Origin of the sequence: Pedobacter sp. PACM 27299, assembly GCF_001412655.1 — a bacterium.
Classification (GTDB): domain Bacteria; phylum Bacteroidota; class Bacteroidia; order Sphingobacteriales; family Sphingobacteriaceae; genus Pedobacter.
Genome location: NZ_CP012996.1, coordinates 2,334,910 through 2,350,292, shown reverse-complemented (window position 1 = coordinate 2,350,292; position 15,383 = coordinate 2,334,910). Strand labels below are relative to the sequence as shown.

Genomic DNA, 15,383 nt, shown 5'->3' with positions numbered 1-15,383 from the left:
TTGTAGAGAATAGCTTTTATCCTCTACAATAAATTAAAATTTCATGGCTTTTTCTAACAATTCAATTAATCTTAATGCATTTTCAGAAAGCTCTTGACCAGGCTTAGTATTTGGAGAAGGCCTAGGGGGTAATGAAGAATACATCGCTCCATCTTTTATTACAAAAACTGTTGGATAGTTTGTAATATTATAATAATTAATTAAATCGTGATTAGAGCCTTCGCCATTTGTATATAAATTTATACCTTCACTATGTGTATAATTACCCAAATGAACAGATTTAAGCCACTGTTTTTTACTTTTATCAATAGAAACACTCACAAATTGAATTTGCGGATTGGAACTAAAGTACTTTACAATAGGTTTCATCGCTTCATTTAAAACGGCACAGTTTTCACATCCTGTAAACCAAAAATCCAATACAATGACTTTTTTATTAAAACTACTTAGTGTATAAATCTCTCCAGTTTCATTCTCCAAATTAAAATCCTTAAAGGGAATATTATTTCTTTTTACATCTATTTTATTTATCAATAAATTATTATATTTTTTATTCTTCACATTAAATAAAATTTCATCAAAAAATGGTAGAGCGTTCTCATTTCTGTTTGTATGAAGTGCAAAAAGCGTTAATAATTTATCTCTTAAAATTCCACTGTGGTTAGTGTTGATTTTTTTGAGTATATTTCTAATACAGGAATCAGGAAGCATCGGACCGTATTCTTCATGCCCTATTCTATCGACAATAAGAAACTCTTCAATAAGAAAATTTGTAAACATTGGAGAGGCGTCCAATAGGTCATTAGTAAACTCAGGTATTATTCTAACCTTTATTTTTTCATTATAATACTTTTTAAACGTTTTAAAATAAAGTTCATTTTGCATCAATTCAAAGTTATACGCTCTCAATTGTGAGTAATATCGATAACCATAACAATTAGCTGTTAAAAGCTTTACGTAATAATCACCTAAAATAGTCTTATTACTTTCAATCACTCCTAGCTGTAATTGAAGTGCCGAATCTAGACTTTTATCTAATTCTTGAAAATAGGGTAAGTATTCCTTATCATTTAACAGTTTTCTCTGCGATTCAGAAGTCTTATAGCTATATTTTATGATTTGACTTTGTATATTAGGAATTACTGAAGCTTCACCTGAAAACCTAACATTTGCATTATCAAGATAAATAGATAAATCGCTTCCCGATTTTATAATATAAATATTGTCTATCCAATAATATGATCCTCCTGGAACCTTCTGACCTGCATAGTAAATACGCATATAAAAAACATCAGAAGAGGAAGATATACTAAACACATTTCCTTCCTTTACCGCTACCTGTTCATAGTTTGAATTCATACTTTTAATGAACTCTACACCTCCAAATGCACATTCAGAGGTTTGGAGGATTATCACTGGGACTTTCGTTTTATCCAGATTCTTGTCAATTATTTTTACATTTATAATTGTTTCATTATACTTTTTGTTACTTCTTGAAAATCCTAACTGATAAGAAAGAAAAAGTAAACAAATAATAATCATGCTTTTTTCCATGTCTTTACAAATTACTTATCGCAAGTTTTGAGCTATCCCACTTAATCCTATTTCTCCAGAAGGTATTGGAAATACGTACTTTGGATCGTTTGGCAAAAGAGAATAAGTAACTCCATTTACCAATCTAGTAAGCGTAATATTTGCCCCTTCTTTATTTAATCTTTTTAAATCTTCCCATCTTGAACCTCTCCAAACTAATTCTTTTCTACGCTCAGAGAGCACAATATCAAGCGCTTGTTTTGCATTAGTTGCCTGTTTAGGTATAAATTTTGAAGGAGGGAATCTATTTGTTAAAAGTTTATTGAGAATTGTCATGCTTTCATTAAAATTACCTCTTCTAGCAGCACATTCTGCCTTAATTAGATAAATCTCATCAGTAGCTAGTCCGGAAAATGAATAAGTTCCTGCCCCATTATAACTTCTATTCATAACATATCCGCCGCTCACACTTAAAAAATAAGTTTTAAATCTTAAGTCGTCTGGCTCATATAGATCTAACAATGATTTATCAATTATGCTATATACATTTCTAACGGTTGTAATTATTCCTACAACAGAACCGACCGTTGATCCAGCATATATCACTTCATCATTTGTATTTAGAAATGGTGTTGCGCTAGGCAATTTAACACTGTTATAATCAATTAAATTCGGATAAAGATTCAAGCAATTATCTGCCGCGAGTTCAGCTTTTCCGTATTCTCTCATGTTTAAGTACATCCTAGCTTGAAAAGCATACACTGCAGTAAGAGAAGGTCGATTCTTCTTCTCAGTTGGCAACCGCTTCCCTTCTAGTAATTCACTCGCTATACTTAAATCTTGAAGAATTTGCTCATAAGTTTCTTTAATGGTTGAACGTTGCATAATTACATCAATATCAGGAGAGATTTTTAAAGGTAAGCCCAAATCACTTGAAGCTGTTCTTGAATCGTAGCTCTTACAAAAATTTGAGGCAAGAGCATAAAAGCTATATGCCCTATTAAAATGTGCCCACCCTTTTGTAAATTTATACAACTCGGCATTGCTTTGATTTAATGGGATTTTCTCTAACCCAACTATTGCACTATTAGCATAAAATATTGCTTCATAAGGCGCAGACCAATCTCTCATATCAGACTGACTTCCATATAGATCCAAGGCCCATATATAAGTGTTTCTACCTACCTCATCGGGAAGTGCTTTATAAGTATTGTAATCCTTATATTGATATTCATCTGAGGAAGCAATTGACAATGAAGGGCTACAGAAAAAGAATAGTCCATTATCCATTATACCTACCATGTCATCTAATGTAACTGGCTGGACAATCCCTGTAGAAGGTTTTTTATTAAGGAAATCTTTTTTACAACTAACTACTGACAGTGTGAATATAAACCAAATAGACACTGCTGATCTTAAAATATTTTTCATATTTAATTAAAGATTTGTTTTAATACCAAGAGAAATACTTTTCGGCGTCGGAAATCCAGAATTTATATCAGGGTCTAGTTTCATATTATTGGCTGCCCATATGATGCCCAAATTGTTCGCATAACCATAAAACTGAAGCGATTGTAATCCCACCCGTTTAAGTATTTTATTAGGTAAAGAATAGCTAATTTTAATATCTCCGAGCCTAATATGATCCCCTTTTACGACGCTAAAATCTGAATATCTATAAAATTCATCCCTAAGGCCATTAACTGGGTATAACAAAGAAGGGACACGAGTAAAATTCTCATCTCCTGGATTTTGCCACCTCTGATCATATTCAGGATTAACATATACTCCAGAAAACAAGGAGCCATTTTGCAATACCGCTCTTCTAAAATAATACCCCATCTTATAGATAATATTAATCGACAATTCTATTTCTCTGTAAATGAAGGTATTCCTAATTCCGCCAAAGACCGTAGGAACAATAGAACCATGAAAAACTAGCGCAGAAATATTACTTTCTCCAGTGATTTTTGTGTAGTCAGTACTAACGCCTGAATTCAAATAACCCTGCGGATTCCCACTTTGATCAAGAACTGTTGATTTATAACTAAAAATTGAATTAATTGGATAACCTACATTTGGAGTAAAAGATGTATTTGTTATTATATCACGATTTGTTCCCGTATTTGGCATGTAAGATGTTATTTTATCCTTTGAAATATTTAGTATAAAATTGCTATACCACTTAAATACTTTGTCAATATTTTGGGAATTTAACTGAAGATCCATTCCTTTAGTTTTTGTATTTGCAACATTCCCTGTATATTGAACAACACCACTTTGCGGGGCTATCGGCGAAGTACCAATTAAATCCATTCCTTTTTTGAGATAGAACTCCAGGCTTCCAGTGACTATATTTCTTTTAAGTCCAAAGTATACGCCTAGATTTATATTTTGTACACGTTCCCAACGTAAAGAAGGATTTGGTGGATTTATTATAGATAAATAAGGGGAATTAAAACGGTTTGCTGAAATGGGAATAGCGGTTGTATAAGCTGAAATTGATTTATTTACGTTACCATTATAGCCAAAACTTCCTTTCAGTTGCAATTGTTGGAGGAAATCAAAATGATAAAAAGATTCTTTATTTACATTCCATGCAATACCCATTGACCATAAGGGTACCCCCTTCTGATTAGTATTAACACCAAAAAGATTTGATTCATCTTTACGAAAACTTCCTGACAAAATATAGCGATCATCAAATGTGTAAGTTCCGCTTGCATAATAGGAAATATAGTTGTTGATTGTTCCTGATTGTCCGATTCCATTACTACTAAATCGCATACTATTCGAATTATAGAAATAAGGAAAATATGTTATATTATCACGAGTCCGAGACATTTTTGTTGAAGGATCGTATCCATATAAGATAACACTCAAATTTTCTCCTTTTTCTGAACGAATTTCATATCCCGCAATTGCACTAATATTATGTTTAGTTAAAAATTGCTTTTGAAAGTCTAATTGAATACGACCATAATTTGTATTCATTAGGCTATTGGCTTCACTATATGTATTTCCCTTCGGCCACGGGTAAGTAATTTCTCCTGTAGTCTTATTAATCTGAGTAAATGTGTTTATACTATTTCTTGTCTCGTAGGAGTTTAGATCAGCCATTTGATTGCTGGAACCAACAGATTTAAAGTATTGATAATTTGCTGAAATCAAAAGTGGCTTTAAAAACCTATAGTTAATACCGGTATTGAAACGAATATCAGTTGATTCCGAAGTTACTATATTAGCTTTCGATCTAAGTTCATCTAGTGGTCTATATTTCCAATCTAAAAGTTTACCATTTCCGGCTACATCAGTATAAGATGCCCTTAAATCTCCAATTAACACTGGTAAAGGATTTCCATCATCAGTGGCCAGTTGTTCATAAGGGAACTTTGCTGTATTTAATCGCCCTGCAGCATCATTTGCAAATGACAACCGATTTAGTATAAATTCAGCTGTAATTTGTAGTTTATTATTTAAAAAACCATAAGTATTAGCACCCCTAACTGTGTATCTATTTTTCGAAATTCCCACATCAATAGGGTCATTACGATCATAACCTACAGAATAATTATAGTTATTATTACTGCCTCCACCATTTAAATTCAAGAAATATTGTTGCTGTACTCCCTTTCGGTAGAAATACTTATCAATTTGATCGCGTATATCATACTGTTTTAAGGCTTCTACCTGAGCGTCTATTGATACCGAATTAACAGCTGTTTTTTTTGAAAGCAACTCAATCACCGGTGAAATACTCTGCCAATTATTACTAAGCTCAGGAGTATATTTACCTTCTGCAAATAATTTTTTTTCAATATCAATCCATTCAGCAGAACTCAGTTGAGGTTGGTAATATAAATTAGGTTTATCAGTTAAGGTTACATTGGAATTTAAGGTAATTTCAGTCTTCTTATTAAAACTTCCTTTCTTTGTGGTAATCACAATTACTCCATTTCCAGCCCTAACTCCCCAAATCGAAGCTGCAGCTGCATCTTTTAACACCGTCACATTTTCTATATCATTTGGATTTATAGAGTTAAGATCCCCTTCAAAAGGAAAATTATCAATCACAATTAATGGGGTAGTATTGGAGAATATCGTACTTCTTCCGCGAATACTGATCCCAGTTGGATTGCCAACAAGAGGATCAATTAACAAACCATTGGTCACCCCTTTTAATCTGTCAAGTAAATTCGGACTAACCGCTCTATTTAATAACTTATTATCTATAATTGTAAATGAACCCGTAGCCCTATCCTTAGGAATATTCTGATACCCCGTACTTACAATTTGTACTTCATCCAGCTTATCACTACTGGCCAATAACTTTATAGAATTAGAAGCTTCAGCAGCCTTTACCTCTATAGTTTCAAACCCCAAAAATGAAATCACAAGCACCTCTTTATCATCTACATTTTTCAAAGAAAACTCCCCCTTATTATTCGTCAACGCAGTCCTGGAAGTACCTTTAACTTTTACAGTGGCTCCCACCAATGGTACATTATTCTCATCAAGCACACGGCCAGTAACATCAATTGGAGCAGTATTCCTAACAATAGGTTCACGAAAGGAAGGCTCCTCTCTCCTAATCACTATCATTTCATCTTGCAATACATACGTTACTGGTTTTCCGGTAAGGACTTTATCCATCACTTCCTGAACCGTTGCATTTTTAAAATTAGCATCTATAGCTTCGGATGTTTTGATCACTTCATCTGACCATAAAACTTTATAACCAGTTTGTGCTTTAATCGCAACAAAAAGGTCCCATAGATTAGTTTTTTTCTTTACATAAGTCACCTTCCTTTGGCTGAAGCCTGAAGCGCTGACCTGCATTAGAGTGGCGATAAGTATAACGGTGGTTAAGCGCATTATCCGCAGGATTTTAAAGACAGAACATTTAAGTTCGTCGGGTTTATAGCATATTCTGTCCATTTCATCTGGTACGACAAGACTTAGGGGTAGGCGAAATCATAATTTTGCTCATAAGCTAAATTTTCCTAAGTTTGCTTGCCTGGTTTTAAGTTGATAGTCACTCTATTATCTGTAATTTCGGCATTTGGCCAGGATGTGTATCGAGCACCCCTGGCCTTTTCTGCCTAGTCCCTGGGGGGGATTTATGTTGAATTTCTTTTGATGCGTTTCATCATTTCAATCAGGTTTAGGTTGAGGTTATTCAGTTAATTATATAGTCCATCTGTACCAAATTGCGGAACAGTTGAAACAAAAATGAGAGCGTTAACCAGATTGGAACGTTATTGGGTAACTAGGATCTTTTTATCATCAATTTTAAATTTCACATCTCCGGTAAGCTCCAGCATACCGAGTACTTTTGATACTTTTTCAAACTTGGAGATAGAACCTCCAAATATTTTTCTTTTTACTTTCGGATCTTCAAAAACAACTTCTACATCATACCATCTGGATACTTTTTTCATGATTTCTTCCAGGGTCTCATTCTTAAAGGCAAACTCACCGTTCTTCCAGGATATCGCCAAATCAGCATCTGCAGGTGCTATTTCAATGACATTTCCAGAGTTAATGGCCTGTGTTCCAGGTTTAAGGATCTTTGCATTTTCAAGCAGAGGATTTCCTGAGCTTGATAAAGGTGCGACTCGAACACTCCCTTCAAAAAGAGTAGTTCTTACCGAAGCCTCATCCGTATAGCTATTGATATTAAAATGTGTCCCCAAAACAGTCACATTCTGTTTATCAGTACTGACCACAAATGGATGTTCTTTATCTTTTGCTACTTCAAAATAAGCCTCTCCAGTAAGCTTTACACGACGGATCCCCCCATCTTCTTTTAAAGCCGTCCTGTAAGTTAAACTTGAAGCCGCATTTAGCCATACCATAGATCCATCTGGCAAACGCACCTGGTATGTTCCACCACGCGGTGTTGAAATTGTAAATGTTTTCGATGCTTCATTGTTAATCAAAGTCCCATCATTATAGGACAATTTCGAGGCATCAATTACAACACCTGTTTTTGTATCACTCAATTGAATCTTTTTTCCACTTTCAAGCGTCAATAACGCTTTATTACCACCTGGATTAATATCCGTTACATAATTGCCTGGAGTAGGCTCTCTTGCAAAGAAAATAGTCCATACTCCACAAACAAGTGCTATCGAAGCCGCAATTAAGAAAGTACCTAGAGACCAGTTTATTTTTTTGGCTCCTACAGCAGGTATTTCCTGTCCTCTAAGAATACTGCGTTCTTCTGCTGCATTCAATTCTATATCCGTCAGCTCCACTGCTGTTGGATTCTGCTCCAGGAGTAGATTTTCAACAAAAGCTAATTCTTCGGGACTGCAGTTACCTTCATTATATTTTTCCAGTAAGTCCGCTATGTTTAGCTTTTCCATTTCTTATCTATTTGATATGGTTTTATCGTAGTATATATTCTTTTATACGACCAGAATTAGTTTATCAATTGAACTACATTCCTTTTCATGTCTTATACAACTACAGTACACTGCTGTTAAGTTAGGGTTCAATAAATATTAAAAAAATGTTAAGTAACTGTGAATTAGATCATAAAAACAAACACCATGACTGGCCCCAGCTTAGTTTTTAAGGTTTTTAAGGCCCTATGCATATTGGTTTTCACCGTGTTTTCAGGAACTTTCAGATATTCCGCGATCTCTTTGCGGCTCATAGCCGTCTTTCTGCTCAATTCAAAAACTTCCCGCATTTTAATGGGAAGCGCAGCAATTTCCTTTTCTATCAGTGCGGAGAGGTCATTTGATCGAATCAGTAAATCTGAGGATTCGTGTTCCTCACAATAGGTCGCTTTAAAGTGATCAATATAACGTTGAGTAATCTTTCCTCTTCTAAAATGAAGTAGAACCCTATTTCTCATCGCTGTAAAGATAAAAGCCTCGAAGCCATTCGCGTAAGCATACTGACTGCGCTTCGACCATAGGTCAACCCATACATCATTCACCAGGTCTTCTGCCAGTGGCAGATCAGCGACCCTCCTATAAGTAAAGTTGATTAGGATAGCACTATACCTTTTTAGAATTTCATCAAAAGCGGAATGGTCATCTGCCCTCAGTAAATCTACAAGTTGAGCGTCCGAATAATCTTTATAGTCAGCAAGTGATCTCATATATTCCAACTTAAAATATCAAGTTTGAGCCTTATAATAATTATATATTTTTTATACTTTTATAGCATTCAGGAATTATTTATAAAACCGTTATCCCTAACGTGCTATTTTTCCGCTCTTTTTTTTATTTTTTTAGGCCAGAATAACCAGCTATAATCCAAAAAAAGCGCTAATAGCTCTAAAAATAAGGATGCTTCCTATTTTCGGTACGTACGAAACTCAAATCCCAAAAGTTTTCGATTAATGTAATTATTTCGATAAAAAAATCAACATAAAACTCAATACAACAGCACATTAACGCTTTCAGGAGTGAGAAACACGTAATTTGTGAACTTCCAAAATGAGGATTCATAGATTTAGTGAGAATTGTGGGCATTATCATATTTTTATACATAATTGACAGTTTAAAGGTTATTCATTCTTATAATAATCAGGTTAAAAATGACACTCAATTCTAAAGCAACCTAAAAGGGAATTCCTTAAAGGATGCTAAAACTGGGTATTGCTGAGTAATTGAAATTTAAGGCAAATAGAATACTGCAACCCGATTAATCTTGCTGAACTGACAGACAACGGATTGAAAATTAAAGCGAATTAAAATCTTACTGAATAGATATTGATGACTGGCCGACAAAACAATTGCCATTGAATAATTACTGCCGGAGGGATCTGCATGATACTTAGTATATATCAGATGGACCCATATTGGTAACGTAAACTAATATAACAATAATAACACAATAAACAAAACAATTATCTAATTAAAATATCAAATCATCACCACAATAAATTTAATCTTAAAATAAGGCAGAAAGCGTTTTTTACCTGTAAATTGTATAAACGATATTTTAACATCCTAAGGCCTCTTTTATATAGAGATATACATACGAGGGCCTTTTGAACAACAAATAAGTGCATTCGCAATTTTTTTATGTTAATTTGCGTTACAAGTTTTAACACTATTTAACACGAACTATTTTACGTTTTTTTTTCATCTTTACGTCCATGTTTAAAGAAATCCGCAATAAGTATATTCGCTACATCAGCATATTCCTATATTGCATCATCATATTCTTCTGCGCCCTGCAGCTCAACTTCTTGTGGCTATTTGGCTACTCCCCATCTTATAAAGACATCAAAGCACCCACTCAAAGTGTAGGCTCTGAACTTTATACTGCCGATGGGAAATTGATCGGCCGTTATTATAAGGAAAACCGTACACCGGTGAGCTTTAAAGAGATCTCGCCCAGCGTTATTGAAGCGCTAATCGCTACGGAAGATGTTCGTTTTTATAGCCACATGGGTATAGATTTCCGCTCGTTGTTATCCAGTGGGATTTCTACTGCTACCGGCGACAAGCGTGGGGCAAGTACCATTACACAGCAGCTGGCAAAAAACCTTTACCGCACCAGGTATAATAAATCACAAGGTGTGATTAAACACATTCCTGTAGTTCGTACCATTGTTTCCAAATTAAAAGAATGGATGACTGCCGTAAAACTGGAATCCAACTATTCTAAAAATGACATCATCACGATGTATCTCAACACGGTCTCCTTTGGTAACAATGCTTTCGGAATAAAAACTGCCTCCAGAGTATATTTTGACAAAGGGCCAAATGAGCTTCAGGTACCGGAATCTGCATTGCTGGTAGGAATGCTAAAAGGAACTTCCATTTACAATCCTTTGAGAAATCCAGATAAGGCACTGGAACGCAGAAATGTGGTACTTGCTCAGATGAACAAGTACAATTACATCAACAAGCAACAATTAGATACCTTTAAAAATACGCCGATCAAACTTAAAGAAGGCAGCATTGAAGAAGGCGGCGATGGAGATTCTTATTTACGTGCGGCAGTCGACAAATACCTTGAAAAATGGGCAGACGACAATGACTATGACCTTTACGAAGATGGCTTAAAGATCTACACCACCATCGATTCAAAACTGCAAAAATATGCAGAAGAAGCCGTAGCCGATCAAATGAAGATCATTCAGAAAAGATTCTATAGCGTCTGGGGTAATGAAGACCCTTGGCAGGATTCTGAAAAGAAAAAAGTAGACTATCCGGATCGTGCCATGCGCAAACTTCCAATCTATGCCTTATTAGAAAAGAAATACAGCAACAGCCCAGATTCTGTAAAAGCCTACTTCAATAAAAAGAAGAAGATGAAAATCTTTACCTGGAAAGGCGATCGTGACACCTTGTTCTCTACCATGGATTCTATCCGTTACTACGGAAAGATCATGAATGCCGGAATGATGACTATGGATCCATTCAGTGGAAAGATCAAAGTCTGGGTAGGTGGTATCGACCATAAGTTTTTCAAATACGATCACGTTAACCAAAGTAAAAGACAAGCAGGATCAACCTTCAAACCCTTTGCCTACCTCGCCGCATTGGAAGCAGGAATGAGTCCTTGTGATAAATTCACTGATAAGCCCGTAAAAATCGCTTACCAGGAAAAAGGTAAAACAGAATATTGGGAACCTAAAAATGCCGATTGGAACTATAGCTACCGAGAAATGTCGCTGCGCTGGGCCTTGGGTAAATCTGTAAATACCATTACGGCACAGGTTACTGAAGCAGTAGGTGCAGATAATGTAGTGAAATGGGCTAAAGAATGTGGTATTGAAAGTCCGCTGCAAGCAGTACCATCTGTGAGCCTTGGCCCAAATGACGTTTCTGTATATGAAATGGTAAGGGCATACAGTACTTTCCTGAATGAAGGAGTAAGAACAGATCCTATTTTAGTAGAGAAAATTACCGACCAAGACGACAATATTATTGAAGACTTTAAAGCGAAAACAAAAAGAGTGCTTTCTGAAGAGATTGCATGGCTGATGCTATACATGCTCCGTGGAGGTATGGAAGAACCAGGCGGAACATCTCAGGCACTTTGGGAATGGGATCTTTGGAAAAAAGGAAATCAGATTGGTGGAAAAACAGGTACTTCTTCTGACTATGTAGATGCCTGGTATATGGGCGTTACTAAAGACCTGGTAACAGGTGTTTGGGTAGGATGTGATGAACGTACCGCACACTTTAACAATGGTGCAACCGGAGAAGGTTCAAGAACGGCCTTACCCATCTTTGCCAAGTTCATGGAAAAAGTATACCATGATCCTAGTACAGGATATACCTACGGTCCTTTCCCGAAAGCTAAAGTGAAAATTACCAGAACAATTGATTGTCCGAGTCCAAGAATCAAAGTAGATACCACAACTACAGATAGTCTGGCCGTAGATTCTACTAATTTTGATGCACCCCTAACTGATGATCAGCAGCCGGTAGTAAAAGAAGAAGACATTATCAAAACAGAGGATAAAAAGACTCCAGAACCTGTAAAACAACCCGCTGCCGAAGTTCCTTTGACCAGAAAAGAAAAAAGAGACCAGAGGAAGAAAGAACGTGAAGAGGAAAAAGAGAAAGAGCGCATAAAGAAAGAACAGGAAAAAAATAAGCCCGCTAAATAAAGCTATTCGATAGAATTCAGTATTTAAGCAATGTCCTATAAAATATAGCCTGCACACCGGCCTATTTTATAGGACATTTTTATATAAAATGGATTTATCATTCCCACCGTAACTTCTTAAGACATGATGTTAAATGGCAGTGCTACCTGATTTACCAGGGGCTTACTGCTGAGGATATGTTCAAAATCCAGCCCTATCGTCAGGTCAATCCAATTTGGATTGCAAGACCTCACCATCCGCTCCTTCTGTATCCTTGTAAAACGACTGATCACCTTAAACCTACCCAATGCCTGGGCCTCAGTCTTGAATTCTTCGAAATATACCAATCTGGTGAGCTGCTGCCCACAATCAAAAAACAGATTCGGCATCTGCTTGTAAAAGTCAAGCGTTTTAATTAGATCAGAGCTCATTCCAACATGTAAACTCTTGCGGTTTCTATCGGTTACGATATATACAAATTTCTTCATGACTGTAGGTTTAAATGATACAAACTAATTAAGTTAGTATACCTATTTGGTATTCGAATTATAATTACTAACTTTATTGGTACAATAATACTAACTATATTAGTAAAAACAAATAAATACTAAACTTTTATTTTATGTCAAATATCTCCCCTAACCTAAAGTATCTAAGAAAGAAAAAAGGCCTCACACAGCAACAATTCGCTGATGCTATGGGGATTAAGAGATCGCTTATTGGTGCCTACGAAGAAGACCGCGCAGAACCAAAATACGATTTGCTAAAAAAAATAGCAGAATTCTTTGACCTCACTATTGATGAGTTTATCAATGAAAGTATCAGCGATAGCTGGAAACCGAAGCTAAAAAGCCAGGGATCTAACCTAAGAATACTCAGTATTTCGGTAGATAAAGACGATAAAGAGAACATTGAAATGGTGCCGGTAAAAGCAAGTGCAGGCTACCTGAACGGATTCTCTGACCCAGAATACATCAAAGACTTACCGAAGTTTCAACTGCCACTCCCCTTCCTAAAACAAGGGACATTCAGAGCTTTCGAAATTTTGGGAGATTCTATGCTGCCTATCCAATCCGGAAGTATCATCCTAGCCGAATACCTTGACAACTGGAATGATGTTAAAATTGGAGAAACCTATATTGTCATCAGTAAAAATGAAGGCGTAGTCTATAAAAGAGCGGGTAATAAATTCAAAGAGAACAAAGAATTGAAACTCGTTTCCGACAATAAACTCTACGATCCTTATACCATCTCCTCAGATGACATCCTGGAAATATGGAAAGCAAAAGCCTTTATCTCTTCTACACTTCCAGATCCAACACCAGAACCAAGTATCGAAACACTGAGCAGCATGATGGCACAAATGCAGAAATCAATCTCTCAGCTCAATAAAAACTAAAAAAAAGCACAAAACATTGGCATAAATTAAAAATAAAGAAAGCAGGTTCTTCCTGCTTTCTTTATTTTTGGAACAATGAATAAGACCTGGCAGTTTATACTACACAAGTTACAGGATAGAAAGGAAAAAGGATCATTGAGAAAATTGTCCAGCAATCCCTATCCCATCGACTTTTGCTCAAACGATTACCTGGGCTTTTCCAGATCAGCAGAACTGCAGCAAAATATCTCCGATACCCTCAGCCAAATCCCACATTCGGCTATTGGTTCTGGCGGCTCGAGGTTACTCAGCGGCAACCACGCCTACACGGAGGAAACCGAAGAGTTGATCTCAGATTTTCACCAGGCAGAAAGCGGCTTGATCTTTAACTCCGGCTATGATGCCAATGTTGGTTTGATTTCCAGCCTGGCACAGCGTGGAGATACCATCATATCCGATGAATTGATCCATGCCAGTCTGATTGATGGTGCGCGGCTCAGTCACGCCAACCGATATACCTTTAAGCACAATAATATAGAAGCCCTGGAAGCCAAACTAAAACTGGCCACAGGAAACATATATGTCCTGGTAGAAAGCGTTTATTCCATGGATGGCGACCTTGCCCCCCTGCAGGAAATCAATGCTTGCTGTAAGAAATATGAAGCCAATCTGATCGTAGACGAAGCGCATGCCATAGGCATATTCGGGGTTTATGGAAAGGGACGAGTGCAGGAACTTGGCCTGGAAAAAGAAGTATTTGCACGCGTGGTCACTTTCGGAAAAGCACTCGGCTGTCACGGGGCAATTGTTTTAGGAAATGCACCTTTAAGAGAATACCTGCTCAATTATGCCCGATCCTTTATTTATACGACTGCTGCACCGCTCCACAGCATCGCGAGCATCAACTGCGCCTATCAGCTGCTGGCTTCAGCAGACCATACACCATGGATCCAGCAAACCATCCAGCAATACAGCAATGCACTGAAATCAGCAGGCTATCGGGGGCTTACCAGCCAAAGCACCATTCAAACCATTCGGTACCAGAGCAATACTTCCGCGAAAAACGCAGCAGCAAGCTTACAGCAAAAGGGATTTGACATCCGTGCAATTGTGAGCCCTACCGTTCCTATTGGGACAGAAAGATTACGGATTTGCCTGCATACCTACAATACAGAAGAAGAAATTAACGCCTTGATCCAATCATTGGTTTTATTAAAATAACATGAACAATACGTATTTCATTACAGGAATCGGTACAGGCATCGGAAAAACGATCGTTAGCGCCATCCTGACCCAAAAACTTGAATCAGATTACTGGAAACCCATACAATCCGGAGATCTAGACCAAAGCGACAGCTTGTCTATCAAAGATCTGATCAGCAGTACAAAAACAGTAATCCATCCGGAGCAATATAGATTAAGTCAGCCCCTGTCACCGCATTTATCTGCCAGATTGGACGGCATTGAAATCAAGGCTCAAGACCTAAAACTGCCTGTAACCAACAACCATTTAATCATTGAAGGTGCTGGCGGACTAATGGTACCAATTAACGAGAAAGAATTGATCCTGGACCTCATCCCAGTATTAAATGCAAAACTGATCATCGTTTCACAGAATTATCTGGGCAGCATCAATCATACCCTGCTAACGCTGGAAGTATTGAAATCAAGAAATATTCAGGTGGAAGGAATCATCTTCAATGGAGGGGCAAATAAAGAATCTGAAAGTTATATTGCCAACTATACTGGCATCACCATCCTTGGGCATATCCCAAAATTAGCAAGCTTAAACAAGGAATCCATTGCGGAAGCCGGAAAATTCATCCAGCTTTAAAAATAAGAGCCAATAAAAAAGGGAGCTAGAAGCTCCCTTTTTTTATGATTAAAATGATCGTTAGA

General features: G+C 36.7%; 10 protein-coding genes. 4 read left to right on the top strand and 6 right to left on the bottom strand.

The features are described from left to right. Positions 1 to 33: 33 nt before the first annotated feature. The 5 genes from AQ505_RS09785 to AQ505_RS09765 all read right to left on the bottom strand — a co-directional run bounded on the left by AQ505_RS09785 (position 34) and on the right by AQ505_RS09765 (position 8,650). The gene (locus tag AQ505_RS09785) at positions 34 to 1,554 is read right to left on the bottom strand and encodes a TlpA family protein disulfide reductase (protein ID WP_062548009.1); all 1,521 of its coding nucleotides are present in this window, start codon (positions 1,552 to 1,554) and stop codon (positions 34 to 36) included. A gap of 15 nt (positions 1,555 to 1,569) precedes the next feature. Continuing rightward, positions 1,570 to 2,964, bottom strand: a complete 1,395-nt coding sequence (locus AQ505_RS09780) for a RagB/SusD family nutrient uptake outer membrane protein (RefSeq protein ID WP_062548008.1) — start codon at positions 2,962 to 2,964, stop codon at positions 1,570 to 1,572. Between the two features lie 6 nt (positions 2,965 to 2,970). Beyond that, complete coding sequence (locus AQ505_RS09775) at positions 2,971 to 6,408, bottom strand: SusC/RagA family TonB-linked outer membrane protein (protein WP_197286343.1); 3,438 nt, start codon at positions 6,406 to 6,408, stop codon at positions 2,971 to 2,973. Positions 6,409 to 6,791: 383 nt separating this feature from the next. After that, the gene (locus AQ505_RS09770; protein WP_062548006.1) at positions 6,792 to 7,904 is read right to left on the bottom strand and encodes a FecR family protein; all 1,113 of its coding nucleotides are present in this window, start codon (positions 7,902 to 7,904) and stop codon (positions 6,792 to 6,794) included. 164 nt (positions 7,905 to 8,068) lie between these two features. Further along, positions 8,069 to 8,650 (bottom strand): RNA polymerase sigma factor, encoded by a 582-nt coding sequence (locus AQ505_RS09765; RefSeq protein ID WP_062548005.1) that lies wholly within the window; start codon positions 8,648 to 8,650, stop codon positions 8,069 to 8,071. A 1,005-nt stretch (positions 8,651 to 9,655) separates the two neighbouring features. On the opposite strand from AQ505_RS09765, the gene AQ505_RS09760 reads away from it, so the two are divergent. Next, the gene (locus AQ505_RS09760; RefSeq protein ID WP_062548004.1) at positions 9,656 to 12,127 is read left to right on the top strand and encodes a penicillin-binding protein 1A; all 2,472 of its coding nucleotides are present in this window, start codon (positions 9,656 to 9,658) and stop codon (positions 12,125 to 12,127) included. A 116-nt stretch (positions 12,128 to 12,243) separates the two neighbouring features. On the opposite strand, the gene AQ505_RS09755 is transcribed toward AQ505_RS09760, so the two are convergent. Then, the gene (locus tag AQ505_RS09755; protein ID WP_062548003.1) at positions 12,244 to 12,594 is read right to left on the bottom strand and encodes a GIY-YIG nuclease family protein; all 351 of its coding nucleotides are present in this window, start codon (positions 12,592 to 12,594) and stop codon (positions 12,244 to 12,246) included. Between the two features lie 134 nt (positions 12,595 to 12,728). Here AQ505_RS09755 and AQ505_RS09750 point away from each other — a divergent pair, with 134 nt between their 5' ends. The 3 genes from AQ505_RS09750 (at position 12,729) to bioD (ending at position 15,318) form a co-directional block, all read left to right on the top strand. After that, positions 12,729 to 13,505 (top strand): XRE family transcriptional regulator, encoded by a 777-nt coding sequence (locus AQ505_RS09750; RefSeq protein WP_062548002.1) that lies wholly within the window; start codon positions 12,729 to 12,731, stop codon positions 13,503 to 13,505. Between the two features lie 75 nt (positions 13,506 to 13,580). After that, positions 13,581 to 14,705 carry an aminotransferase class I/II-fold pyridoxal phosphate-dependent enzyme gene (locus tag AQ505_RS09745; RefSeq protein ID WP_062548001.1) on the top strand — a complete coding sequence of 375 codons (1,125 nt, stop codon included), beginning with the start codon at positions 13,581 to 13,583 and terminating at the stop codon, positions 14,703 to 14,705. 1 nt (position 14,706) lies between these two features. Then, positions 14,707 to 15,318, top strand: a complete 612-nt coding sequence (gene bioD, locus AQ505_RS09740; protein WP_062548000.1) for a dethiobiotin synthase — start codon at positions 14,707 to 14,709, stop codon at positions 15,316 to 15,318. The last annotated feature ends 65 nt before the right edge of the window (positions 15,319 to 15,383 follow it).

Coding starts and splice junctions, on each gene's coding strand:
- AQ505_RS09785 (WP_062548009.1), bottom strand. CDS start 1,554: ATGGAAAAAAGCATGATTATTATTTGTTTACTTTTTCTTTCTTATCAG.
- AQ505_RS09780 (WP_062548008.1), bottom strand. CDS start 2,964: ATGAAAAATATTTTAAGATCAGCAGTGTCTATTTGGTTTATATTCACA.
- AQ505_RS09775 (WP_197286343.1), bottom strand. CDS start 6,408: ATGCGCTTAACCACCGTTATACTTATCGCCACTCTAATGCAGGTCAGC.
- AQ505_RS09770 (WP_062548006.1), bottom strand. CDS start 7,904: ATGGAAAAGCTAAACATAGCGGACTTACTGGAAAAATATAATGAAGGT.
- AQ505_RS09765 (WP_062548005.1), bottom strand. CDS start 8,650: ATGAGATCACTTGCTGACTATAAAGATTATTCGGACGCTCAACTTGTA.
- AQ505_RS09760 (WP_062548004.1), top strand. CDS start 9,656: ATGTTTAAAGAAATCCGCAATAAGTATATTCGCTACATCAGCATATTC.
- AQ505_RS09755 (WP_062548003.1), bottom strand. CDS start 12,594: ATGAAGAAATTTGTATATATCGTAACCGATAGAAACCGCAAGAGTTTA.
- AQ505_RS09750 (WP_062548002.1), top strand. CDS start 12,729: ATGTCAAATATCTCCCCTAACCTAAAGTATCTAAGAAAGAAAAAAGGC.
- AQ505_RS09745 (WP_062548001.1), top strand. CDS start 13,581: ATGAATAAGACCTGGCAGTTTATACTACACAAGTTACAGGATAGAAAG.
- bioD (WP_062548000.1), top strand. CDS start 14,707: ATGAACAATACGTATTTCATTACAGGAATCGGTACAGGCATCGGAAAA.